Below are 21,229 nucleotides of genomic sequence, written 5' to 3'. Positions count from 1 at the left end.
TTCCCGGAGAGCAGGCATGAACCTTTCCGCCATCCCAACCGGCAAGAACCCGCCGGAGGACGTGAACGTCATCATCGAGGTCGCCATCGGCGGCGAGCCCATCAAGTACGAGATGGACAAGGACGCGGGCGTCCTGTTCGTGGACCGCTTCCTCTACACGCCCATGCGCTACCCCGGGAATTACGGCTTCGTCCCGCACACGTTGAGCGACGACGGCGACCCGATCGACGTGCTGATCGCCAATACCCGTCCCATCGCCCCCGGCGCGGTGATGAACTGCCGCCCCGTCGGCGTGCTGCTGATGGAGGATGATGGCGGCACGGACGAGAAGATCATCGCCGTTCCCTCCTCCAAGCTGACCAAGCGCTATGAGGGGGTGAAGGACGTGGGCGACATCCCGCAGATCACCCTCGACCAGATCCGTCACTTCTTCGAGCACTACAAGGATCTGGAGCCGGGCAAGTGGGTGAAGGTGAAGGGCTGGGGCGACGCCGCCATGGCGCGCCGCCTCATCCAGGAGGCCGTGGAGCGGGCCAAGACGAAGGGCTGACCAGGGGCGTGGACCGGCCCCGCGGCATCAGGAAGCGGGTTCCGGCGCGCGGACCGGCACGAAGAGCGTCTTGAGGATGTTGCGGAGCAGGAGGATCTGCTCCGCCATCGCCTCGGGCTCCCGCAGGGCCTTGGACATGACGATCGAGCCCTCCAGCACCGTCCCGACGAAATCCGCCAGCTGGTCCACGGAAAGCGGCTGGCGCGGGGCGTGGTCGCGGAGCACCTCCTCGAACATGGCGCGGAAGCGGCCGCGCCACATCAGGGCGGCCTGCCGGTTCAGCTCCCGCACCTCGCGGTCGAAGAGGCGCTCCCCATAGACCGAGACGGCGACGAGGCAGCCTGGATGCCCGGCGGGCAGGTCCCGCACCTGTTCGGCCAGGAGCTTCAGCCCCAGCAGCAGCGTCGGCAGCGGTTCCTCCGCCAATTCGCGGGCGCGTCCGAAGATGGTCTCGAACAGCTCCTCTTCACGCGCGATGTAGCGTTCGAGCAGGGCGCGCGCGAGGGCGTTCTTGTCGCGGAAATGGTAGAAGAAGCCGCTCTTGGTCAGGCCGGTGGCAGCGATGATCTCGTCGATCGAGGTGCCGCCGAAGCCCTTGGCGAGCACGGCATCCTCGGCGGCGTCGAGGATCCGGCTGCGCGTATCCTGCCCCTTGCCCATGGTTTTCCGTACCGCTGGTCTGGTTCGCTGGGCCTGACAAAGCCTGAATCATCGTGATGCCGCAAGTACTTCGACGTAAGCTGTTGAATTTCTTCCAATAATCTTTCTGCGCCGACTGCACCACCAGTCGAGTAGAGTCGGGACGCTTCCTTCGGCACATCCCAACCCAGGTGGCGGCATGTGCGACCGCCCGGGCGAGGAGCAGGCAAATGGCAAAGTACCGGGCGGCGCTGCCGCAGCTCAAGGGCGCGAATTTCCTGACCGATGGCGGGATGGAGACGACGCTGATCTTTCATCAAGGGGCGGAGCTTCCCTGCTTCGCGAGCTTCGTCCTGCTGGAGACGGAGGAGGGGAGGGAGCAGCTTCGTGCCTATTACCGCCCCTTCCTGGAAGTGGCACGAAGCCGAGGGCTGGGCTTCATCCTCGACACGGCGACGTGGCGTGCCAATCCGGATTGGGGCGCGAAGCTCGGCTACGATGCGGCGGGGCTGGACCGGATCAACCGCCTCGCCGTGGCCGAGGTGCTGGCCCTGCGCGAGGAATACGAGACGCCGGCCACGCCCCATGTGGTCAGCGGCGCCATCGGGCCGCGCGGCGATGGCTACAAGCAGGGGTTCATGGATCGCAGCGAGGCCGAGGATTACCACGCCCCGCAGATCGCAAGCTTCGCCGCGGCAGGGGCCGACATGGTCGCCGGCTTCACCCTGACCGGGATCGAGGAGGCGATCGGGATCGCCCGCGCCGCGCGGCGCCTCGCCATGCCTTGCGCCATCTCCTTCACCCTGGAGACCGATGGCCGGATGCTGGGCGGGGAGACGCTGCGCGAGGCGATCGAGGCCGTGGACGCGGCGACAGACCGGTCGCCGGCCTATTTCATGCTGAACTGCGTCCATCCCCAGCACCTCGCCACCAGCTTCGAAGAGAGGGGCGACTGGACCTCGCGCATCCTGGGGCTGCGGGCCAATGCCTCGACCAAGTCCCACGCGGAGTTGGATGAGAGCGAGACGCTGGACGAGGGCGACCCGCTGGATCTGGGGCAGCGCTATGTCGGCCTGCGCAAGCGCCTGCCGACGCTGCGCATCCTGGGCGGGTGCTGCGGCACGGATCACCGCCACGTCGCGGCGATCTGCGAGGCGGCCGTACCGGCCGCGGCCTGACGGCACGGCCCCTGGACGGAGCGCGGGGGGCTTGGCACAAACCCTCCGTCCCTCGCGCCCGTAGCTCAATGGTTAGAGCGGGCCGCTCATAACGGCTTGGTTGCGGGTTCAAGTCCTGCCGGGCGCAGGGGCGTTCAGGCCCGCGATGGATGAGAGTCCGACCTGCCCGATCTGCCTGCGCCCTATCCCGCTGGGCGCGAAGGCCAGCCGGCACCACCTCGTCCCGCGCCTCAAGGGTGGGATGCACAAGGGAACGGTGCTGGTCCACCACATCTGCCACCAGGCGATCCACGCCCGCTTCACCGAGGCCGAGTTGGCGCGGCGCCTGGCCGAGCCCGAGGCGATCCGCGCCGCGCCGGAGATGGCGGAGTTCCTCGCCTGGATCGCCAACAAGCCCGCGGATTTCCACGCGCCGACCCGGCTGAAGGGCGGACGGCGCGGCCGATTCCGCCGGTGAGGCCGGGGCTTAACCCCGCGCCGCCGCGCCGCTAGAACCCCCGCAAGACAGGAGTTCCCCCATGCCCGCCTACCAGTATGTCTATGTGATGAAGGATCTCACCAAGGCCTATCCGGGTGGGCGCGAGGTGTTCAAGGGCATCACCCTGTCCTTCCTTCCCGATGCCAAGATCGGCGTGCTGGGCCCTAACGGGGCCGGCAAATCCACGCTGATGAAGATCATGGCCGGCATCGACAAGGAATATGGCGGCGAGGCCTGGGCCGCCGAGGGCGTCCGCGTCGGCTATCTGCCGCAGGAGCCGCAGCTCGACCCCACAAAGAACGTGGGCGAGAACGTGCGCGAGGCCTTCGCCACGCTGGAAGCCCAGCTCAAGCGATTCAACGAGATCTCCGAGCGCTTCATGGAGGAGATGTCTGAGGAGGAGATGAACGAACTCCTCGCCGAGCAGGGGCAGCTCCAGGAAGCCATCGACGCCGCCGATGGGTGGGAGATGGACCGGCGCATCGACATCGCCCTCGACGCGCTGCGCTGCCCGCCCGCCGAGAGCCCCGTGACCAACCTCTCCGGCGGCGAGAAGCGCCGCGTGGCGCTGTGCAAGCTGCTGCTCGAAAAGCCGGAGCTGCTGCTGCTCGACGAGCCGACCAACCACCTGGACGCCGAGAGCGTGTCCTGGCTGGAGCACACGCTGCGCGACTATCCGGGCGCGGTGCTGGTCGTCACCCATGACCGCTACTTCCTCGACAACGTGACCAACTGGATCCTGGAAGTCGATCGCGGCCGCGGCTTCCCCTACCAGGGCAACTACTCCTCTTACCTTGAGCAGAAGAAGAAGCGCCTCGAGCAGGAGAATCGCGAGGAGACTGCCCGCATCCGTGCCCTGGCGCAGGAGCAGGAGTGGATCGGCCGCTCGCCCTCCGCCCGGCAGGCCAAGAGCAAGGCGCGCATCCAGCGCTACGAGGAACTGCTGGAGCGCTCCAACGAGAAGGGGCCGGAGGAGATGCAGATCCTCATCTCCCCGCCGCCGCGCCTGGGCAACACGGTCATCGAGGCCGAGAAGCTGCGCAAGGGCTACGGCAACCGCCTGCTGATCGACGATCTGGACTTCAAGCTGCCGCCGGGCGGCATTGTCGGCGTGATCGGCCCGAACGGCGCCGGCAAGACCACGCTGTTCCGCATGATCACGGGGCACGAGGAGCCGGATTCCGGCACGCTCCGCATCGGCGACAGCGTGAAGCTCGGCTACGTGGACCAGTCGCGCGATAGCCTGGACGACAAGAAGTCTGTCTGGGAGGAAATCTCAGGCGGGGACGACGTCATCAACATCGGCAAGCGTACCATCCCGTCGCGCGCCTACACGGCGGCCTTCAACTTTAAGGGCCACGACCAGCAGAAGCGCGTCGGCGTGCTGTCGGGTGGCGAGCGCAACCGCGTCCACCTCGCGAAGATGCTGCGCACGCCGCACAACGTGCTGCTGCTCGACGAGCCGACCAACGACCTCGACGTGGATACGCTGCGCGCGCTGGAAGAGGCGCTGATGGAGTTCGCGGGCTGCGTGGTGGTGATCAGCCACGATCGCTGGTTCCTCGATCGCTTGGCGACGCACATCCTGGCCTTCGAGGGCGACAGCCACGTCGAGTGGTTCGAGGGCAACTTCCAGGCCTACGAGGCCGACAAGCGACGCCGCCTCGGCGCGGCGGCGGACCAGCCGCACCGGATCAAGTACCGGCCCTTGGTCCGCTGATGCGGGCCTAGGGCTTGTTTGCCAAGCCCTCAAACGCCGGGCGCGGCCTCTGGCCGCTTGGCTTGCGCGCCTCAGACAAGGCGCGCTGGTCCAGCGGTTCCGAGCCGCGCGCCGGCCGCCTTGCGGCCGTTGGCGACGGAAGCTCTTCCCAGTGAACCACCCCGTCCTGCGCGCACCGCGCATCATCACCACGGCGCGCCTTTCCCTCCTCCCGCCAGGGCTGGAGCATCTGCCGGACCTCATCCGCCTCAAGGCCGACGAGGCCGTGTTCGGCTACATGCTGCACGGCACCCGCACACCGGAGCGGACGCGCGAGGAACTCGAGGACGACATGGATTTCTGGCAGGTGCGCGGCTACGGCACCTGGAGCGTCTTCGAACGCGAGACCGGGAACTTCCTGGGCATTGCCGGGCTGATGGAACGGCCGGACGGACGCGGCATCGCGGTGCGCTTCGCCCTCTGGCCCGAATGCCGCGGTCGCGGCTATGCGCGGGAAGCGGCGCGGGCCGCGCTCGATTTCGGGCACGATACGGCGCGCCTTTCGCGAATTATAGGCATCGCGCGCGAGACGAACCACGCGAGCCGGGCCGTGCTGACCGACATCGGCATGCGCGAATGCGACCGCTACGAGCACCGCGGCCACATGATGGTGGTGCACGAGAGCGTGCGCGCGGGCTGACCGCGCTACGCGCCGCGGCTCCAGGCCCGACGCGCCATGGCGGCGGCGCCGGCGACGCCGCCGAGCAGCGCGGCCACCGGCGCGAGGCCGAAGACCAGCCCCATGGCAAACGAGCCCTCGCGCTGGTCCGCGCCGAGCAGCGCTCCGAGCACGCCTCCGAGAAACAGCCCCGCCATCGCCCCGGCCACCGCGCCCAACACGAAGCCGCCGAGGCCGGCGACGAGCGCTCTGCCGGCGCGATTCGGTGCCACACCTTGCGCCGCGCCGAGCGCCGCGCAGGGCAGGGCGACGGCGAGGATGATGGTCCACATCACCCCGTCCGAGCCCCAGAGCGAGGTGGGCAGGGCGAACTCCCGGGCGAGGAGGTAGGCAAGGAAGCCGAGCGCCAGCCCCGCCGTGCCCGCCATCACGAGACCAAACAGGCCCCGCAGCGGCGAGCCCCGGCGCGGCGTCCCCCGGACGGTGTCCGCCATCGTCTCCTCCCTTTGCCGGGCGGCGAAGCTTCGCGCGCCGGCTTTGCTAACCTGCACCCGTGACGAGCCATGCCGCCACCGCCACGCCTGGTCAGGGCCCCAGGCCCAGCGGGCTCCGGCCATGCCGCCGTCCTGCTGCGTATTGATGGCGTTGCGCGGGAACCAGCGATGCCAGCCCGATAGTGCTAAGCGGTGCCAGCATTTGAAAGCCTGAAATCAGGGCAGCGATAGGCGTGCATGCTGCGCCACGCGTCATTCCAGGCCTCCATGACCCTAATTGCCGAAAGATTCGGCGGCAACGGCCGGCACATCCGAGCCATCCTCGCTGGTGGAGAGGCTTCCACAAGAGTGGAAGCGCGCGCCCCAAGGAGGCCCCATGCAACGCCGCGCCATGCTGACCACCGCCCCCATTGCGACCGCTGCCCTGGCCGCACCGGCCGTCGCGCAGTCGCTGCCCGCCCTGCGCTGGCGCATGACCAGCGCTTTCCCGCGCAACCTCGACCTCACCTACGGCGCGGGCGAGTTCTTCTGCCGGGCGGTGAGTGAGATCACTGAGGGCCGCTTCACCATCACCCAGTTTCCGGCCGGTGAGATCGTCGGCGCCTTTCAGGCGATGGACGCCGTGCAGCAGGGATCGGTCGAGGCGGCCTATTCGGGCGGTCTGTTCTATGTCGGCAAGGATCCCGCCTTCGCGCTTTCTGCGGCGGTGCCTTTCATGATGAACCCGCGCCAGCAGCATGCCTGGATGTGGCAGGGCGGCGGCAGCGCCATGCTCAACGAGTTCTTCAAGCGCTTCAACGTTCATGCCGTGCCCTGCGGCCAGACCGGCAACCAGTGGGGCGGCTGGTTCAGGCGCGAGATCCGCACCGCCGACGACCTTCGCGGCCTGAAGATGCGCGTCGCTGGGGTGGCGGGAAACGTGATGCAGCGCGTGGGCGTCGTGCCGCAGCAGATCCCGCCCGGCGACATCTACCCGGCGCTGGAGCGCGGCGTGATCGACGCCGTCGAATACATCGGCCCCTATGACGACGAGAAGCTCGGGCTGAACCGCGTCGCCCGCTACTACTACTATCCGGGCTGGGGCGAGGGCGGGACGGTGTTCCACGCTTTCTTCAACCTCGATCACTGGAACGCCCTGCCGCGCGCCTACAAGGCGGCGATCGAGGTGGCGAGCCAGGCGGCGACGCTGAACATGATGGCCGCCTATGACGCCCGGAACCCGGAAGCGATCATGCGCCTCGTCGCCAATGGCACGCAGCTTCGCGGCTTCTCGACCGAGCTGGTGGACACGCTCTACCGCTCGGCGCAGGAATTCTACGCCGAGACCTCGGCGCAGAACGCGGCCTTCAAGGAAATCCTCGACAGCCAGGTCGCCTTCCGCGACCGGAACTTCCAGTACCATCAGGTGGCGGATTTCCAGTTCGACGCGATGATGCTGCGGCTGCGGCGGCGCTAACCGCCGCCCGCGCTTGGCGACTTGGCGCGGCGCTGCTGGAGTGTCGCCGGGCGCGGAGAGGCAGGGCCATGGCGATGGGCGGTTTGCGCGATTGGGCGCGACGGGTGAAGCGCGACGTGGTGGCGCTGTGGCTGGCGGCGCGCGACCCGCGCGTGCCCTTCGCTGCCAAGCTCGTCGCGGGGCTGGTTGCGGCCTATGCACTCTCGCCGATCGACCTGATCCCCGACTTCATCCCGGTGCTGGGCTACCTGGATGACGTGATCCTCGTGCCGCTTGGCATCCTCCTGGCCGTGCGCCTTGTCCCGCGCGCGCTGATGGCCGAGTTCCGGGCGGAGGCCGAGCGTCGCGCCGCGCGGCCCGTCAGCCGGGCCGGCGCGGTGGCCATCATGCTGATCTGGGTGGCGGGGGCGGCGTTGCTGCTCTGGGCCTTCTGGCCAGCGCGGCTGCAGTGACTACAGATCGAGCGTGACGCTCACCCGCGCCCGGCTGACGCAGGGTGTCATGCGGTCCTGCCGCTCGGCAAGTTTCAGCACCTGGTCGCGATGGATCACGACGCCGTCGCGATAGCGGCAGATGCAGGCGCCGCACACGCCGGATTCACAGGAGGAGGGGGCGGCATGCCCGGCGCGGCGCAGCGCTTCCAGCAGCGACAGATCCGCAGGCACCAGGATCTCCTCGCCGGTGGAGGCGATGCGGGCGGTGAAGGGTTCGGGCTTGAAGTTCTCGTCCAGCGTCGCCTGGAAGACCTCGTGGTGGAAGCGCTCCTCCGGCCAGACCGTCTCCTTCAGCGCATCCAGCAGGCGCTGCGGCCCGCAGGCATAGAGGTGGTCCGCCGGGCCGGGTGGGCGCAGCACGGAGGGGTCGAAGCGTCGCCCCTCATCGCCGAACCATGTCACGAGGTGGCCGCCGCAGGCCGCCTCGGTTTCCTCCAGCAGCGGCACCAGGGCGCGGGAGCGGGCCAGGAAATGCAGGGTGAAGTCGGCGCCGCGCCGCGCCAGTTCCCGCGCCATGGGCAGGAGCGGCGTGATGCCGATGCCGCCCGCGATCAGCACGTGGCGCGCCGCGTCCTCGGCCAGAGGGAAGTTGTTGCGCGGCGCGGTGACCATCACCGTCTCGCCCGCGCGCAGCGTCTCGTGCACCCAGCGCGACCCGCCGCGCCCGGCTTCCTCCCGCTTCACGGCGAGGCGCCATTCCCCGCGCTCCGCCGGGTCGCCGCAAAGGGAGTATTGCCGCACCCGCCCATCGGGCAGGCGGAGATCCACATGTGCGCCGGGCGCCCAGGCCGGAAGTTCCGGTTTGGTGGCGTGGCGCAGCGTCAGCAGCAGCACCTCCGGCGTGGTGGGCCGCGCCTCCTCCACGCGCAGCCGCATGACGATGCGCGCGGTCACAACGGCTCCAGCACGTCGCCCGGACGGATGATGCCGCCCTGCTCGATGGAGCAGTTGAGGCCGGAGCGGTTGTAGAGCGGCAGATAGACCGACATCCCCAGCAGCTCCTCCAGATACTTGCAGGGGAAGTTCAGCCGCCCGCCGCGGAGGATCGTCTCGCCCACGCGGAAGCGCCGGCCGACAAGGTGGTTCAGCGGCACGCCGCGCACCGTGAGGTTGCGGCGATGCATCTCGGGCGTCAGCACCAGCGGGCCATTCTGCAAAGGCGGGTCGTTGCGGGACAGGGCGTCCAGCGCCTCCTGCTCGATCAGCGTCACCTCGCGCACATCCGGCTTGGGCGAGTAGGTACCGGTGCCGAGGAAGTAGCGGTCGCCCTCGATGCCGCGCCCGGCGACGAGGCGAGCTTCAGTCAGCTCCGTCATCTCGAATGAGGCGGCCTCGGCGATGTGGATGTGCAGCAGCGTGCCGCGCCAGTTCTCCGCTCCGCCCGCGACCTCGGTCGCCGCGCGGCCGGCCGGGTGCTCGAACCCGTCCTTGTGGATGGGCGTGGCGGGAAGGTCCATCGTCGCGGCTCCTCTGGTCTCGCTCCCTCGTCATAGGGGTGGTGGCGCGATGATGGAAGGGATTCCCTTGAAGTGGAATCTGGCGCTACCGTCCCCGGGAGCTGTCGATCACCAGCAGGTAGCGGCATTCCGCCGCGCCCGGGTTGGAGAAGCCATGCGGTCCATCCGCCTCGAAGAACAGGCTGTCCCCTTCGACGAGACGCACCTCCCGCCCGCCGAGGCGGGCGAGCAGCGTGCCGGCGAGGACGAAGATGTATTCCTCGACGCCGCGGCGATGGGCGGTGAACTCGCCCGTGCCGGCGCCGGGCGGCAGGGTGTTCAGCACGAAGTCCACGCCGCGCCCCGGCAGGACGGGGGACAGGACGCGGCGGGTGAAGCCCGTCTCGGCGTCGCGCAGCACGGGCTGGTGCTGCGCGGGGATGACGATCATCTCCCGCTCCGCCGCCGGCAGCATCAGCTGCGCGAAGGTGACGCCCAGCGCCTCGGCGAGGCGCGAGAGGATGACGGTGGAGGGGACGGCCCCGGCCCGTTCGATCTTGGAGATCATGGAGCGCGACACGCCCGAGCGCGCGGCCAGCTGCTCCAGCGTCAGCCCCTGGCGCTGGCGCTGCGCGCGCAACTCGGCGGCGAGAGCTTCCATCTGCTCGGCTTCGGGGGTGGCGGACATGCGCCCCCACATACACGGGGAGCGGCATGAGCCAAATCGGGGTGATCCTTTACGACGGGGTGGAGCCGATCGACATCGGTGGCACGGTGGGGGTGATCTCCATGGCTTCGCGGCTGGTGCCGGGTATTGCTGCCGTGACGGTGGCGAAGGAGGCCGGACCGGTGCGCTGCGCCGGGGGGCTGACGGTGTTGGCCACGCACGGCTTCGACGACGCGCCGGATTGCGATGCCTGGATCGTCACCGGCGGGCCAGGCTGGCGCGTCCAGACCGAGGACGAGGCGATGCTCGGCTTCCTGCGGCGCCTCGACCCCGCTCGGCTCGCCAGCGTCTGCACCGGGGCACTGATCCTGGGCGCGGCGGGGCTGCTGGAGGGCCGCCCCGCGACCACGCGCCGCAACGCCAGCCCCGGCGAGGCCGAGGCCCCGGTTGCGCTGCTGTCGCGGATGGGGGCGGAAGCACGGCCGGCGCAGATCGTGGATCCACCGGGCGGCCCGGCGACCGGGGGCGGCGTCAGCCTCGCGCATGACCTGACGCTGCATCTGATCGGCCGGCTGCACGGCGTGGCGACGCGCGACGCCGTGGCGCGGCTGATCGAGTATGACCGCGCCTTTGTCGCCAATCGCGCGGCGCTCGGCTGATCGGCGCTTCGGCCGCTTCCGAAGCGTGGCGGGACGTGCTGGCCTTAGCCTCGTGCCATGACCAGCCTCGCCGCCACCGCCGCCCTGATCGGCGATCCCTCCCGTGCCGCCATGCTGCAGGCCCTTTTGCCCGGCGAGGCGCTGACGGCGGGCGAGCTGGCGCGCATCGCCGGGATCGGCGCGCCTGCCGCCTCGGCGCAGCTCAAGGCGCTGGCCGAGGGCGGGTTGGTGGCCGTGCATGCCCAGGGCCGCCACCGCTGGTTCCGCCTGGGCGGCGAGGAGGTGGCGCAGGCGATCGAGACGCTGCTCGGCCTCGCGGCGCGCCCGGCGCGCCGCCCCTGGCCGCATGACGAAGCGCTGCGGCGCGGACGTTTGTGCTGGCATCACGTCGCCGGGCGCATCGGCGTCGGGCTGCACGAACGCCTGACCGGCCAGGGCTGGCTGGAACCGGAGGGCGGCGGCTGGGTCGTCACGCCGCGTGGCGAGGCGCGGCTGGTGGCCCTGGACGTGGACCTCGCTGCGGCGCGCCGCGCTCCGCGCTTCGCCTGCGACTGCATGGACTGGTCGGAGCGCCGGCCCCACCTTGCGGGTGGGCTGGGGCGCGAATTGGCGACGCTGCTGCTGCGCCGGAAGTGGCTGGTGCGCATCGAGCCGGCGGCGACCGACACGCTGCGTCGCCGCCGCCTACATCCCACGCCCGAGGGGCTGCGCGCGCTGGAGGCGGAGTTCGGCCTCGCCGCATGACACCCGGGTCGAGGCTGATCATCGCCCTGGTCGGGATGACCGGAATCTCGAACTTCCATCGCGCGGCGGTGGGGGTGATCGCGCCGGAGCTTGCCGCGGATCTCGACATGGGGCCGGGCGCCTTGGGCGCGGCCAATTCCGCCTTCTTCGGCGCGTTGCTGGCGGCGCAGATTCCTGTTGGCGTGGCGCTGGACCGCATCGGGCCGAAGCGCCTCGTCCTCCTGCTGACCGCGCTGGCGGTGCTGGGCGCGGCGTGGCAATCCGTGGCGCGGACGGGGACGGAGTTCATCGTCGCGCGCTTCCTTCTGGGGCTGGGCTGCGCGGCGTCCTTCATGGCGGCGGTGGTGCTGTCCGGGCGCTGGCATCGGGGCACCGCCCTGACCCGCGCCATCAGCACGACCTTCGCCTGGAGCCAGGCGGGGATCCTCGCCGCGGGGGCGCCGCTTGCCGTGCTGGCCGGGCTGACGGGGTGGCGCGGCGCCTTTCTCCTTTCGGCGGGGGTGACGGCGCTGCTGGGCCTCGCCTGGTGGTGGCTGGCGGCGGATGACCCGCCAGACGCGCCGCCGCGCGTCATCCGACGGGAAACGCTGGGCGAGATCCTCGCCGGGCAGTTCTCCGTGTGGCGCACGCCAGGCCTGCTGCGCATCCTGTCGCTGCACACCTTTGCCTATGCCGCCATGGCGACGCTGCTCGCCCTCTGGGCGGGGCCCTTCCTCCATGACGTGCATGGGCTGACGCCGGCCGCGCGCGGGACGGTGCTGCTGGCCATGGGGATCTGCGTGCCGCTCGGCCAGCTCCTGGTGCCGCCGCTGGAGCGGCGCCTGGGGCGGGACCGGACGGTGGCGCTGATGTGCGGCACGGTCATCTTGGCGCTGCTGGCCCTGGCGGCGGGGCCCGCCCTGCCCGTGGCGGTGCCGCTGCTCTGCCTCGTCTGCGCCGGGTCGGCCTATTCCATCCTGCTGGTCACGCAGGGCCGGATGCTGTTCCCGGAGCATCTGGTGGGGCGTGGCGTGACCACGGTGAACCTTGCCCAGGTGCTGGGGTCGGCCGCGCTGCCGGCGGTGATGGGATGGGCGGTCGGCGCCTCGGGCTACCCCGCCGGGTTCCTGGCCCTGGCGGCGTCGCTGCTGCTGGGCCTTGCGGGATACCGGCTGGGGAAGCGGTAATCAGTAGAGCGTCTGTGTGTAGGCGACGGTCAGGCGGGCATCCACCTCCTCGCTCTTCACGGCGCCCTTCATGTGCGCCTGCATCAGCGCGCCCATGCTGGGTAGCCCGGCGGGACGCGGCGTGCCGGCCCAGAGGCGCGAGCGGATCACCGACTTGGCGCATTGCATGTAGAGCGAGGTGACGCGCACGCGTAGCACCGTCGTCGGCTCCTTGCCCTGCGCGACGTGGCGGGCGCGCAGGGCGGGGTCGGCGGTGATGGTGGCGCGGCCGTGCACCCGCAGCGCCTCCGCCGCGCCGGGCACCAGGAAGAGCAGCGCGACGCGGTCATCGCCGACGATATCGCGCAGCGCGTCCAGCCGGTTGTTGCCGCGCCGGTCGGGCAGGATCAGCGTCTCGTCATCCGCGGCTTCCACGAAGCCGGGCGCGTCGCCGCGCGGCGTCACGTGCGGCCCGTCCGGGCCCGTGGTGCCCAGCAGGACAAAGGGTGAGGCCGCGATGAAGGCGCGGGTCGGCGCGTCTAGGAGCGACGCCACCTTGTTCCGCGCCACCTCCGACGGCTCGGCGTACAGCGCGTTCAGCGCCGCGAGGCTCGTGATGGCGTGAGGGTCGGTGGGGAGGGGCGCGTCCATGTCCGGATGGTGGCGGAAGCGCGGCCCCTTCGCTATAGGGCGCTTCGCAACCGAACATCCGCAGAACCATGGCCGGCCATTCGCAGTTCAAGAACATCATGCACCGCAAGGGCGCGCAGGACGCGAAGCGCGCCCGGATCTTCGCCAAGTTGGGGCGCGAGATCACCGTCGCCGCCAAGCAGGGCCAACCCGACCCCGCCTTCAACCCGCGCCTCCGCGCCGCGCTGATCGCCGCCCGCCAGGCGAACATGACCAAGGACGCGGTGGACCGCGCCATCAAGAAGGCGCAGGGCGCGGGCAGCGGCGAGGATTACGTCGAGGTCCGCTACGAGGGGCGGGGCCCGTCGGGTGTCGCCGTGATCGTCGAGGCGCTGACCGACAACCGCAACCGCACCGCCTCCGACCTCCGCTCCATGTTCTCCAAGGCTGGCGGATCGCTAGGCGAGACGGTGGCGTTCCAGTTCGACCGCCTGGGGGTGCTGCGCTTCCCCGCCGCTGTGGCCGATGCCGATTCGGTGCTGGAAGCGGCGATCGAGGCGGGCGCGCAGGACGTGGCGAGCGGCGAGGAGGGGCACGAGATCCTCACCGCCCCGGACGATCTGAACGCGGTGCGCGAGGCGCTGGAGGCGCGGTTCGGCGAGGCCTCGGAGAGCAAGCTGGAATGGCGCCCGAATCTTTCGGTCGAACTTGATGAAGAATCGGCGCAATCCGTGCTGAAGTTCGTGGACCTGCTGGAGGACCATGACGACGTGCAGAACGTCTTTACCAATTTCGAGGTGAGCGAAGCCGTGCTGGCCAAGCTCTCGGCCGCCTAGACCGGATGAGCACGCACCTTCCGCCCCCGCCGCCAACCCTGGCGCCGCGGGAGCGGAGGGGACAAAACGTGAACGGATGCGTCCGCATCCTCGGCCTCGATCCTGGGCTGACACATACGGGCTGGGGCCTGATCGAATCCGCCGGCTCGCATCTGCGCTTCCTCGCAGCCGGAGCCATTTCCACCACCACGGCCGAGGATCTGCCGGAGCGCCTGTGCCGCATCCATTCCGCACTGATGGCGCTGATCGCCGAATGGACGCCGGATGAGGCCGCGGTGGAGCACACCTACGTGAACAAGAATCCGCAGGCCGCGCTCAAGCTCGGCCAGGCACGCGGCATCGCGCTGCTCGCCCCTGCCTCCGCCGGGCTGCGCGTCGCCGAGTACCAGGCGATGGAAGTGAAGCGCGCCGTGGTCGGGACCGGCCACGCCGACAAGATCCAGGTGCAGGACATGGTGAAGCGCCTGCTGCCCGGCGCGGCGCTGCGGCGCGCCGACGCGGCGGACGCGCTGGCCATCGCCATCTGCCACGCCCACCACCGCGGCACGCGCGCGCTCCTGGCGCAGCTCGCCCGGGCCTAAATCATGTTCGCCTCCCTGACCGGCCTCGTGCAGTCCACCGGCGACGGCGCCTGCGTCCTCGACGTGAACGGTGTCGGCTACCTCGTTTCCTGTTCCCGCAAGACGCTGGACCGGCTGACGGCGAAGGAGGGGGTGCAGCGCCTCCTGGTCGAGACGCGAGTGGCCCAGGACAGCATCACCCTCTACGGCTTCCTCGACGCCGCCGAGCGCGACGCGTTCCGGGCGCTCACCCAGGTTAAGACGGTGGGGCCGCAGAAGGCGCTGCTCGTCTTGTCTGGCCTGTCCCCCGCCGACCTCGCGCGCGCCATCGCCGGCAAGGAGCGCAAGCGCCTGGGCGAGGTGAAGGGGGTGGGCGCGGCCACCGCGACCCGTATCGTGGATGAGCCGGCGATGCAGAAATGGGCTGTGGGCAAGGCGACGCCCGACGCGGACGGGGTGGGGGGCGTGGAGCTTCCCTCGGCCGGCTCAGCGCAGGATGCCGTCTCGGCCCTGCTCAACCTCGGCCTCAAGCGGCCCGAGGCCGAGAAGGCCGTGGCCAAGGCCATGAAGGCGCTGGGCGAGGAGGTCGACCTGAACGCCCTCATCACCGCCGCGCTGCGCGAGTCGGCGCGCTGATCCTGGCGCCGCAGCCTCGCAGGGAAAGCGGGACTTTTCCCTCGATGTGCCCTATATGTTCTCATCATGAGTGAAGCCACCAACCGCATCGCCTCCGCCCAGCGGCAGGAGGAGGACACGGGCGAGGGGAGCCTGCGCCCGCAGCGCCTCGCCGACTTCACGGGCCAGCAGCGCAGCCGCGAGAACCTGGAGGTCTTCATCCAGGCCGCCGGGGCGCGCGGCGAGGCGCTCGACCACGTGCTGCTGCATGGTCCGCCGGGCCTGGGCAAGACGACGCTGGCCCAGATCATCGCGCGCGAGCTGGGGGTGGGATTCCGCGCCACCACTGGCCCCGTGCTGCAGCGCGCCGGTGACCTCGCGGCCATCCTGACCAACCTCCAGCCGCGCGACGTCCTGTTCGTGGACGAGATCCACCGCCTCCAGCCTGCCATCGAGGAAACCCTCTACCCGGCGATGGAGGATTTCCAGCTGGACCTCATCATCGGCGAGGGACCGGCGGCCCGCACCGTCCGCATCGACCTGCCGCCCTTCACCCTGGTGGGGGCGACGACGCGATCGGGCCTGCTTTCCACCCCGCTGCGCGACCGCTTCGGCATCCCGCTGCGGCTGATGCTCTATACGCCGGAGGAGCTGCACAAGATCGTCGCGCGCGGCGCCGGCAAGCTGGGCTTCGCGCTGAGCGAAGAGGGCGCGTGGGAGATCGCCACCCGGTCCCGCGGCACGCCGCGCATCGCGGGCCGTCTCCTGCGGCGCGTGCGCGACTTCGCGGCGGTCGCCGGCAAGGTGGCCGACCGTGCCATGGTGGACGCGGCGCTCCAGCGCCTGGAGGTGGATGCCAAGGGGCTGGACGCGATGGACCGCCGCTACCTCCGGCGCATCGCCGAGCACCACAAGGGCGGCCCCGTCGGGGTCGAGACCATGGCCGCCGCCCTGTCGGAGAGCCGCGACACGCTGGAAGACGTGGTGGAGCCCTTCCTGATCCAGGAAGGCTTCGTCCTGCGCACCCCACGCGGCCGCGTCCTGGCCGAGATGGGCTGGCGTCACCTCGGTCTGACACCACCCGCGCCCCAGACCTCCGACCTGTTCGACGGTCTGCCGGACGGGAAGTAAGCGGCGCGGCTCAGTCGAGCCGCGCCATCCAGAAGCGCATCCGCCCGTCGGCCGAGGCCGGCATGTCCAGCGGCCGGCGCATCGCCACCACCATCGGCTCGCGATAGAGCGGCAGCGTCCAGAAGGCGCGCCGCTCCATCGTGAAGGCCTCGGTCATCAGGGCGGTGCGCCGGGCCGGGTCCATCTCCACCGCCGCGCGCGCCACGATCGCGTCGAAGGCGGGGTCGCTGACGCGGCCCGCATTCCAGCTGCCGCTGCGCTGGTTCTTGGTATGGAGCACGTTGTTGAGCAGGGAGAACCCGTCCAGCTGCGGCGTATTGGCCCAGCCCAGCAGGAAGATGTCGCTCTGGTGGTTCAGGAACCGCGCCATGTAGGGCGGGTAGCGCATCACGTTCAAATTCGCCCGCACGCCGATCCGCGCCCACATGGAGGCGATGGCGCGGCACACACGCTCGCCATTCACGAAGCGGTCATTCGGGCAGTCGAAGCCGATGCCAAAGCCCTCCGGATAGCCGGCCTCGGCCAGGAGGCGGCGCGCCGCGGCCGTGTCGTGCGCCACGCGCGGCGTGGCCAGCGCGGCGTCGTAGCCGCCGATCTCGGGCGCGATTAGCGTGTGGATGGGTTGCGTCAGGCCGCGCATGACGCTTTGCGTCACCGCGCCAACATCCACGCCCATGCTGAGGGCTTGGCGCACGCGCGCATCGGCGAGAGGGTTGCGCGGCTGGCCTTCCACCGGGTGGTCCGCGGCCACGTTGAACACCAGGAACATCACGCGCAGGTCCTGGGCCTCCACCACGCGCAGCCCGTTCGCGGCGCGCAGCCGGTCGAGATCCTGGAGCGGCGTGGGGGTGATGACGTCCAGCTGCCCGCCCAGAAGCCCCGCCACCCGCGTCGCATCATTGGCCACGGGGGTGAAGACCACGCGCTGCACCGGCACGGGCGAGCGGTCCCACCAGCCGTCGAAGCGTTCCAGCACGGTCTGCGCGTCGGGCTCGCGCGAGACCAGCCGGTAGGGGCCGGTGCCGTTCGTGTTCATGCTCGTGTAGGCGGTGCGCCCGCGGGCGGGATCGGCCGGCTGTAGCGCGTCGTGCCGCTGCATCCACGCCTCGGAGAGGATGGAGATGCCGGCCAGGTCGTTGATCAGCACCGGGTAGGGGCCGCGCAGGCAGATATCCACCGTCCAGTCGCCGCTCTGCTCCACTGACTGGATCATGTGGGTGACGGAGGCATAGGGCGAGTTGGGCAGCGAGGCCCGGCGCAGCGAGGCCACGACATCCGCGGGCGTCAGCGGCGAGCCATCGTGAAAGCGCACGCCTTGGCGGATGGTGAAGCGCCAGTGGTCGGGGGCCAGCACCTCCCACCCCGTGGCCAGGGCGGGCTCGAAGCGCAGCTCGCGGTCGTGGCGGACCAGCCCCTCATAGATGTTGCCCAGCAGCGCCGCATTGGCCGTGCTGAAGGCCCCGTGCGGGTCCATGGTCGAGACCTCGCCATTATTGCCCCAGCGCACGGTCTGGGCCGAGGCGGGCAGGGCAACGGCGAGAAGCAGCGCAAGGGCTGCGAGGCGGCGGATCATGCGTTGCTCCTGTCCAGCGGGAAGATCGGCCGGCGCACGCGGCGCCAGGGCAGGGCGGCCAGGTCCAGCCCCGCCACGCCGGGGGCGTGGCAGGCCACCTCCGCGCGGGCCAGGGGGCCGAAGGCGGGGCGGTGGTTGGTCTTGCTCTTCAGAATGATCGCCTGGAACCGCGTCGGCTCAACCCCGAAGATTCGGTATTGCAGGGGGTCCAGCGCCTCGACCCGGCCCTCGCTCAGCAGCAGCGTCAGCCGGTCATTCCGGACCACCGCGCAGCGCCCGAGATCCACGGGCATCCCCGTGAAGACCGGTCCCTCGACCGTGAACCGCCCCATGGCGAGGGTCTGCACCGTGCCCGTCACGCGCAGGGGCGCGCGGGGGAAGGGCGTGTCCGCCCAGGCGCCCACGTCAAGCGTCACGGTCGCGCCGATCCCGGCCTCGCAGCAGCGCGCCACCGCCGCCGGGTCGCGCACCGGCCCGGCCAGGATTCCGCTGATCCCGGCTTCCAGCGCGGACGCGATCACCGTCACGTCGTCCATGGCGCCGCCCGAGTGGCAGTTATCCGACTGGTCGGAGAGGATCACCGGCCCTTCCGACATCGTGGCCGCGCGGGCCACTGCCTCCACCAGCGGCTCCAGGCGCTGGGTGAACTCCTCGCGCAGCGACCAGGCCAAGTCGCCCACGCGCCGGGCCGCTGCCTCGGCCGCCGCGCGGTCGCGGTGGGCGGTGGCCAGCACGCAGAGCGAGGTGTCGGCCGTGTCGGCGAGCGGGAAGCCGGTGAAGACGGTGACGCAGGGCAGGCCGGCCGCCTCCTCGGAAGCGGCGGCGGCGATCAGCCGCGACATCGGCTCCCGGTCGGTCTGGCCGCGCACCATGTCGGGTAGCATGGGCACGGCGTGGCGCACCGTCACCGGCTCCAGCCGCCCTTCCAGCACGTCGCGCAGCAGGCGCGCGGCCATCCGGCCGGTCTCCACCATGTCGGTGTGCGGATAGGTGCGGTATCCCGGCATCACCGTGCAGTTCGCCACGAAGCGGTCGGTCACGTTGCCGTGGCTGTCCAGCGCCGCGCCGATCGGCAGGCCTGGGCGCACATGGCGCAGCCGGGCCAGCAGCTCGCCCTCTCCGTCCTCGTGGTGCTCCGCGACCATGGCCCCATGGAGGTCCAGCAGCATCGCGTCGCAATCGCGCGCGGCGGCGCAAAGAATCTCGGACAGGCGCTCGAACGCGTCGCGCGCCACGGGGGCGCTGGGGAGGGCGCGGGCGGCCAGCGGGATGGTGATCGCCGCGCCCATTGCCTCCGCCCCGTCCAGCAGCCCGGCCATGGCATAGCCGGAGTGGCGATAGGCCCGGTGCGCGGCCTCCCCCTCCAGCGCGCCGAAATCCTCCCACCGCGTGGGCACGGGCGAGAAGGTGTTGGTCTCGTGCTTGAACATGGCAACGGCCAGTCGCGGCGTCATTGGTTGTCCCCTGTCCGCCCCTCGCCGTCAGCGGACCATGCCCTGGCTTGGGTAGCAAGGCTGGAAGGTTCGACGGGCGCCGGCAACGGCGCTATGCGCCGTGCATGCCCGGCCACGACTTTCCCATCCGCGTCTATTTCGAGGACACCGACGCCGGCGGCGTGGCCTACCACGCCTCCTATCTGCGGTGGGCAGAGCGGGCACGGACGGAATCCCTCCGCGACATGGGAATGCCGCATTCCGACATGCAGCGAATTCATGGCTGCTTCCTGGTGGTGAAGCGCCTCGCGGTGGAGTATGCACGCCCGGCGCGGCTGGATGACCTGGTGCAGGTCCGCACCCTGATCCGTCGCGTTTCCGCATCGGTTGTCCTGGAACAGCAGGTGCGGCGGGGGGAGGAGAGGCTGGCCGTGCTGGATGTGACCCTCGCTTGCGTGGACGCGGCGAGTCTCCAGCCCCGGCGGCTGCCCGAACCCTGGCTGGGCGCCCTGCGCGCCCTGGTGGATCATGGAGGCTCTTCGCAGTGAATCCCGTCACCTCCGCGCCGCTCGCCGCCGCCGCGCACGACATGACCCTGTGGGGCCTGTTCATGCAGGCCGACTGGGTGGTGAAGACCGTCATGGTCCTGCTGCTGCTCGCCAGCGTCTATGTCTGGGCCATCGCCTTCGAGAAATTCACCTCGCTGCGCAAGGCGCGCAGCGAGGCCGACGCCTTCGAGGATCGGTTCTGGTCCGGCGGCTCGCTGGACGAGCTGTTCCGCCGCGAGGGTGAGCAGCCGAACCACCCCTTCGCCGCCGTGTTCAGCGCCGGCATGCGCGAATGGCGCCGCTCCACCCAGGCCGGGGCCGGCTCGATGATGGTGGCCGGCACGAAGGAGCGCGTGGAGCGCGCCATGGCGGTGACGATCCAGCGCGAGATGGAGCGGCTCGAGAAGCGTATGACCTTCCTGGCCAATACCGGCTCCGCTGCGCCCTTCATCGGGCTGTTCGGCACGGTATGGGGCATCATGAACAGCTTCACCGCCATCGCCTCCATGCAGAACACCAATCTCGCCGTGGTGGCGCCGGGCATCGCGGAGGCGCTCTTCGCCACGGCGATCGGCCTCGTCGCCGCCATCCCGGCGGTGCTGATCTACAACATGCTCACCTCCAACCTCGCCAAGTTCGCGGCGCGGATGGAAGGCTTCGCGGCGGAGTTCGGCGCCATCCTGGCCCGGCAGACCGAGGCGGCTGCCGCCCCGGGCCGTTCCGCCCCCGCGCCCACCCCGGTGGCGGAGTAAGCCCATGGCTGGTCCGATGCTCGGGCGTGGCGGCGGGGGGCGCCGCTACAAGCCCATGGCGGAGATCAACGTCACGCCCATGGTGGACGTGATGCTCGTGCTGCTGATCATCTTCATGGTGGCGGCCCCGATGATGACTTCCGGCGTGCCGGTGGATTTGCCGCGCACCACCGCCCAGCCCCTGAACCAGGAGCAGGAGCCGCTGACCATCACCGTGGACCCGCAGGGCCGCATCTTCCTGCAGGAGACGGAGGTGCCGCTGGAGGGTCTGGTGGAGCAGCTTCAGGCCATCGCCCGCAACCAGCCCCAGGGCCAGCCGGAGCGCCGCATCTTCGTCCGCGGCGACCGCGGCATCTCCTACGGCCGCGTCATGGAGGTGATGGGCACGATCAGCGCCGGCGGCTTCACCCGCGTCGCCCTGCTCGCCGAGCAGGCGAACCAGCAGGGCGCCCCCGCACAGCGCCCGGCTGCGACTGCCCCCAGGACGAACGCGCCGCGCTGACCATGGAGGAGGGGCGGTTCCGCCTGTTCGTCGGCATCAGCCTTGGCCTGCACGTCGTCGTGCTGGTGCTGATGCTGCTCGAACTCGACCGGCGTAAGATCGAGGAGCCGATGGAGCAGGCGATCGCGGTGGAGCTCGTTGCTCCGTCCGAGATGGCCCAGGGCGAGGAGCTTGCCCCGCGCCCGGCGCCGAGCCCGGTTCCGGCCCCGCCCTCGCCCGAGCCGCCGACGCCGGAACCCCCGCGCAACGCGCCGCCCACGCCGCCGCCACCCCCGCCGCCTCCGCCACCGGCCCCGGCCGCCGCACCTTCGCCGCCCACGCAGGCGGCGCG

General features: G+C 70.6%; 25 protein-coding genes, 1 tRNA gene and 1 pseudogene. 19 read left to right on the top strand and 8 right to left on the bottom strand.

What is annotated here, in order from left to right; translation table 11 throughout:
- Window positions 1-16 precede the first annotated feature (16 nt).
- Window positions 17-550 (top strand): inorganic diphosphatase, encoded by a 534-nt coding sequence (gene ppa, locus JTJ31_RS20260; RefSeq protein WP_207540563.1) that lies wholly within the window; start codon window positions 17-19, stop codon window positions 548-550.
- A gap of 27 nt (window positions 551-577) precedes the next feature.
- On the opposite strand, the gene JTJ31_RS20255 is transcribed toward ppa, so the two are convergent.
- Window positions 578-1,210 (bottom strand): TetR/AcrR family transcriptional regulator, encoded by a 633-nt coding sequence (locus tag JTJ31_RS20255; RefSeq protein ID WP_207540562.1) that lies wholly within the window; start codon window positions 1,208-1,210, stop codon window positions 578-580.
- 209 nt (window positions 1,211-1,419) lie between these two features.
- On the opposite strand from JTJ31_RS20255, the gene JTJ31_RS20250 reads away from it, so the two are divergent.
- From JTJ31_RS20250 to JTJ31_RS20230, 5 genes are all read left to right on the top strand, one after another.
- Complete coding sequence (locus JTJ31_RS20250) at window positions 1,420-2,367, top strand: homocysteine S-methyltransferase family protein (RefSeq protein WP_207540561.1); 948 nt, start codon at window positions 1,420-1,422, stop codon at window positions 2,365-2,367.
- Between the two features lie 54 nt (window positions 2,368-2,421).
- Window positions 2,422-2,494: transfer RNA gene (locus JTJ31_RS20245), tRNA-Ile, on the top strand.
- An 18-nt stretch (window positions 2,495-2,512) separates the two neighbouring features.
- Window positions 2,513-2,824 carry an HNH endonuclease family protein gene (locus tag JTJ31_RS20240; RefSeq protein ID WP_207540560.1) on the top strand — a complete coding sequence of 104 codons (312 nt, stop codon included), beginning with the start codon at window positions 2,513-2,515 and terminating at the stop codon, window positions 2,822-2,824.
- 61 nt (window positions 2,825-2,885) lie between these two features.
- Complete coding sequence (ettA, locus tag JTJ31_RS20235) at window positions 2,886-4,565, top strand: energy-dependent translational throttle protein EttA (protein WP_207540559.1); 1,680 nt, start codon at window positions 2,886-2,888, stop codon at window positions 4,563-4,565.
- Window positions 4,566-4,716: 151 nt separating this feature from the next.
- On the top strand, window positions 4,717-5,244 hold the full coding sequence (locus tag JTJ31_RS20230) for a GNAT family N-acetyltransferase (RefSeq protein WP_207540558.1): 528 nt from the start codon (window positions 4,717-4,719) through the stop codon (window positions 5,242-5,244).
- Window positions 5,245-5,249: 5 nt separating this feature from the next.
- On the opposite strand, the gene JTJ31_RS20225 is transcribed toward JTJ31_RS20230, so the two are convergent.
- Window positions 5,250-5,717, bottom strand: coding sequence for a hypothetical protein (locus tag JTJ31_RS20225; RefSeq protein WP_207540557.1), 468 nt, complete (start codon window positions 5,715-5,717; stop codon window positions 5,250-5,252).
- A gap of 376 nt (window positions 5,718-6,093) precedes the next feature.
- On the opposite strand from JTJ31_RS20225, the gene JTJ31_RS20220 reads away from it, so the two are divergent.
- A complete protein-coding gene (locus tag JTJ31_RS20220) occupies window positions 6,094-7,173 on the top strand; it encodes a TRAP transporter substrate-binding protein (RefSeq protein WP_207540556.1) in 1,080 nt (359 codons plus the stop codon).
- Between the two features lie 86 nt (window positions 7,174-7,259).
- Window positions 7,260-7,625: pseudogene (locus JTJ31_RS20215) on the top strand (YkvA family protein); the annotation flags it as partial.
- Here the strand turns inward: JTJ31_RS20215 and JTJ31_RS25255 are convergent.
- From JTJ31_RS25255 to JTJ31_RS20200, 3 genes are all read right to left on the bottom strand, one after another.
- Window positions 7,626-8,561, bottom strand: a complete 936-nt coding sequence (locus JTJ31_RS25255; protein WP_207540554.1) for a PDR/VanB family oxidoreductase — start codon at window positions 8,559-8,561, stop codon at window positions 7,626-7,628.
- Window positions 8,558-9,124 (bottom strand): MOSC domain-containing protein, encoded by a 567-nt coding sequence (locus tag JTJ31_RS20205; protein WP_207540553.1) that lies wholly within the window; start codon window positions 9,122-9,124, stop codon window positions 8,558-8,560. Before JTJ31_RS20205 ends, JTJ31_RS25255 begins: the two co-directional genes overlap by 4 nt.
- 85 nt (window positions 9,125-9,209) lie before the next feature.
- The gene (locus JTJ31_RS20200) at window positions 9,210-9,791 is read right to left on the bottom strand and encodes a helix-turn-helix domain-containing protein (RefSeq protein WP_207540552.1); all 582 of its coding nucleotides are present in this window, start codon (window positions 9,789-9,791) and stop codon (window positions 9,210-9,212) included.
- Between the two features lie 26 nt (window positions 9,792-9,817).
- Between JTJ31_RS20200 and JTJ31_RS20195 the strand changes: the two genes are divergently transcribed.
- Genes JTJ31_RS20195 through JTJ31_RS20185 form a run of 3 tightly spaced genes read left to right on the top strand, consistent with a single transcriptional unit; the run spans window position 9,818 to window position 12,339 of the window.
- Complete coding sequence (locus tag JTJ31_RS20195; RefSeq protein WP_207540551.1) at window positions 9,818-10,429, top strand: DJ-1/PfpI family protein; 612 nt, start codon at window positions 9,818-9,820, stop codon at window positions 10,427-10,429.
- Window positions 10,430-10,486: 57 nt separating this feature from the next.
- Entirely contained in the window at window positions 10,487-11,173 is a 687-nt protein-coding gene (locus JTJ31_RS20190) for an ArsR/SmtB family transcription factor (protein WP_207540550.1), read from the top strand.
- Entirely contained in the window at window positions 11,170-12,339 is a 1,170-nt protein-coding gene (locus JTJ31_RS20185; RefSeq protein ID WP_207540549.1) for an MFS transporter, read from the top strand. Before JTJ31_RS20190 ends, JTJ31_RS20185 begins: the two co-directional genes overlap by 4 nt.
- Here the strand turns inward: JTJ31_RS20185 and JTJ31_RS20180 are convergent, their stop codons facing one another.
- On the bottom strand, window positions 12,340-12,969 hold the full coding sequence (locus JTJ31_RS20180; protein ID WP_207540548.1) for an MSMEG_1061 family FMN-dependent PPOX-type flavoprotein: 630 nt from the start codon (window positions 12,967-12,969) through the stop codon (window positions 12,340-12,342). It lies immediately after the preceding gene.
- Window positions 12,970-13,037: 68 nt separating this feature from the next.
- On the opposite strand from JTJ31_RS20180, the gene JTJ31_RS20175 reads away from it, so the two are divergent.
- The 4 genes from JTJ31_RS20175 (at window position 13,038) to ruvB (ending at window position 16,090) form a co-directional block, all read left to right on the top strand.
- A complete protein-coding gene (locus JTJ31_RS20175) occupies window positions 13,038-13,784 on the top strand; it encodes a YebC/PmpR family DNA-binding transcriptional regulator (RefSeq protein WP_207540547.1) in 747 nt (248 codons plus the stop codon).
- 68 nt (window positions 13,785-13,852) lie between these two features.
- Window positions 13,853-14,365, top strand: coding sequence for a crossover junction endodeoxyribonuclease RuvC (ruvC, locus tag JTJ31_RS20170; RefSeq protein WP_328805785.1), 513 nt, complete (start codon window positions 13,853-13,855; stop codon window positions 14,363-14,365).
- A gap of 3 nt (window positions 14,366-14,368) precedes the next feature.
- Window positions 14,369-14,980, top strand: a complete 612-nt coding sequence (ruvA, locus tag JTJ31_RS20165) for a Holliday junction branch migration protein RuvA (protein ID WP_207540545.1) — start codon at window positions 14,369-14,371, stop codon at window positions 14,978-14,980.
- Window positions 14,981-15,046: 66 nt separating this feature from the next.
- Entirely contained in the window at window positions 15,047-16,090 is a 1,044-nt protein-coding gene (gene ruvB / locus JTJ31_RS20160; protein WP_236020474.1) for a Holliday junction branch migration DNA helicase RuvB, read from the top strand.
- A 10-nt stretch (window positions 16,091-16,100) separates the two neighbouring features.
- On the opposite strand, the gene JTJ31_RS20155 is transcribed toward ruvB, so the two are convergent.
- Together JTJ31_RS20155 and JTJ31_RS20150 are read right to left on the bottom strand one after the other, a co-directional pair.
- The gene (locus tag JTJ31_RS20155) at window positions 16,101-17,663 is read right to left on the bottom strand and encodes an ABC transporter substrate-binding protein (RefSeq protein ID WP_207540544.1); all 1,563 of its coding nucleotides are present in this window, start codon (window positions 17,661-17,663) and stop codon (window positions 16,101-16,103) included.
- Entirely contained in the window at window positions 17,660-19,117 is a 1,458-nt protein-coding gene (locus tag JTJ31_RS20150; RefSeq protein WP_207540543.1) for a M81 family metallopeptidase, read from the bottom strand. The genes JTJ31_RS20155 and JTJ31_RS20150 overlap by 4 nt, the downstream gene beginning before the upstream one ends.
- A gap of 104 nt (window positions 19,118-19,221) precedes the next feature.
- On the opposite strand from JTJ31_RS20150, the gene JTJ31_RS20145 reads away from it, so the two are divergent.
- The 4 genes from JTJ31_RS20145 to JTJ31_RS20130 all read left to right on the top strand — a co-directional run.
- Entirely contained in the window at window positions 19,222-19,644 is a 423-nt protein-coding gene (locus tag JTJ31_RS20145; RefSeq protein ID WP_207540542.1) for a YbgC/FadM family acyl-CoA thioesterase, read from the top strand.
- A gap of 41 nt (window positions 19,645-19,685) precedes the next feature.
- The gene (gene tolQ / locus JTJ31_RS20140; protein WP_207540607.1) at window positions 19,686-20,396 is read left to right on the top strand and encodes a protein TolQ; all 711 of its coding nucleotides are present in this window, start codon (window positions 19,686-19,688) and stop codon (window positions 20,394-20,396) included.
- Between the two features lie 4 nt (window positions 20,397-20,400).
- On the top strand, window positions 20,401-20,898 hold the full coding sequence (gene tolR, locus JTJ31_RS20135) for a protein TolR (protein ID WP_207540541.1): 498 nt from the start codon (window positions 20,401-20,403) through the stop codon (window positions 20,896-20,898).
- Window positions 20,899-20,900: 2 nt separating this feature from the next.
- Window positions 20,901-21,229 (top strand): hypothetical protein (locus JTJ31_RS20130; protein ID WP_408015434.1); only part of this gene is annotated, 329 nt, incomplete at its 3' end.

The organism is Sabulicella rubraurantiaca (genome assembly GCF_017355885.1).
Lineage (GTDB): Bacteria > Pseudomonadota > Alphaproteobacteria > Acetobacterales > Acetobacteraceae > Roseococcus > Roseococcus rubraurantiacus.
The sequence above is the reverse complement of the archived record's forward strand: the minus strand, read 5'-3'. Positions and strand labels throughout refer to the sequence as shown.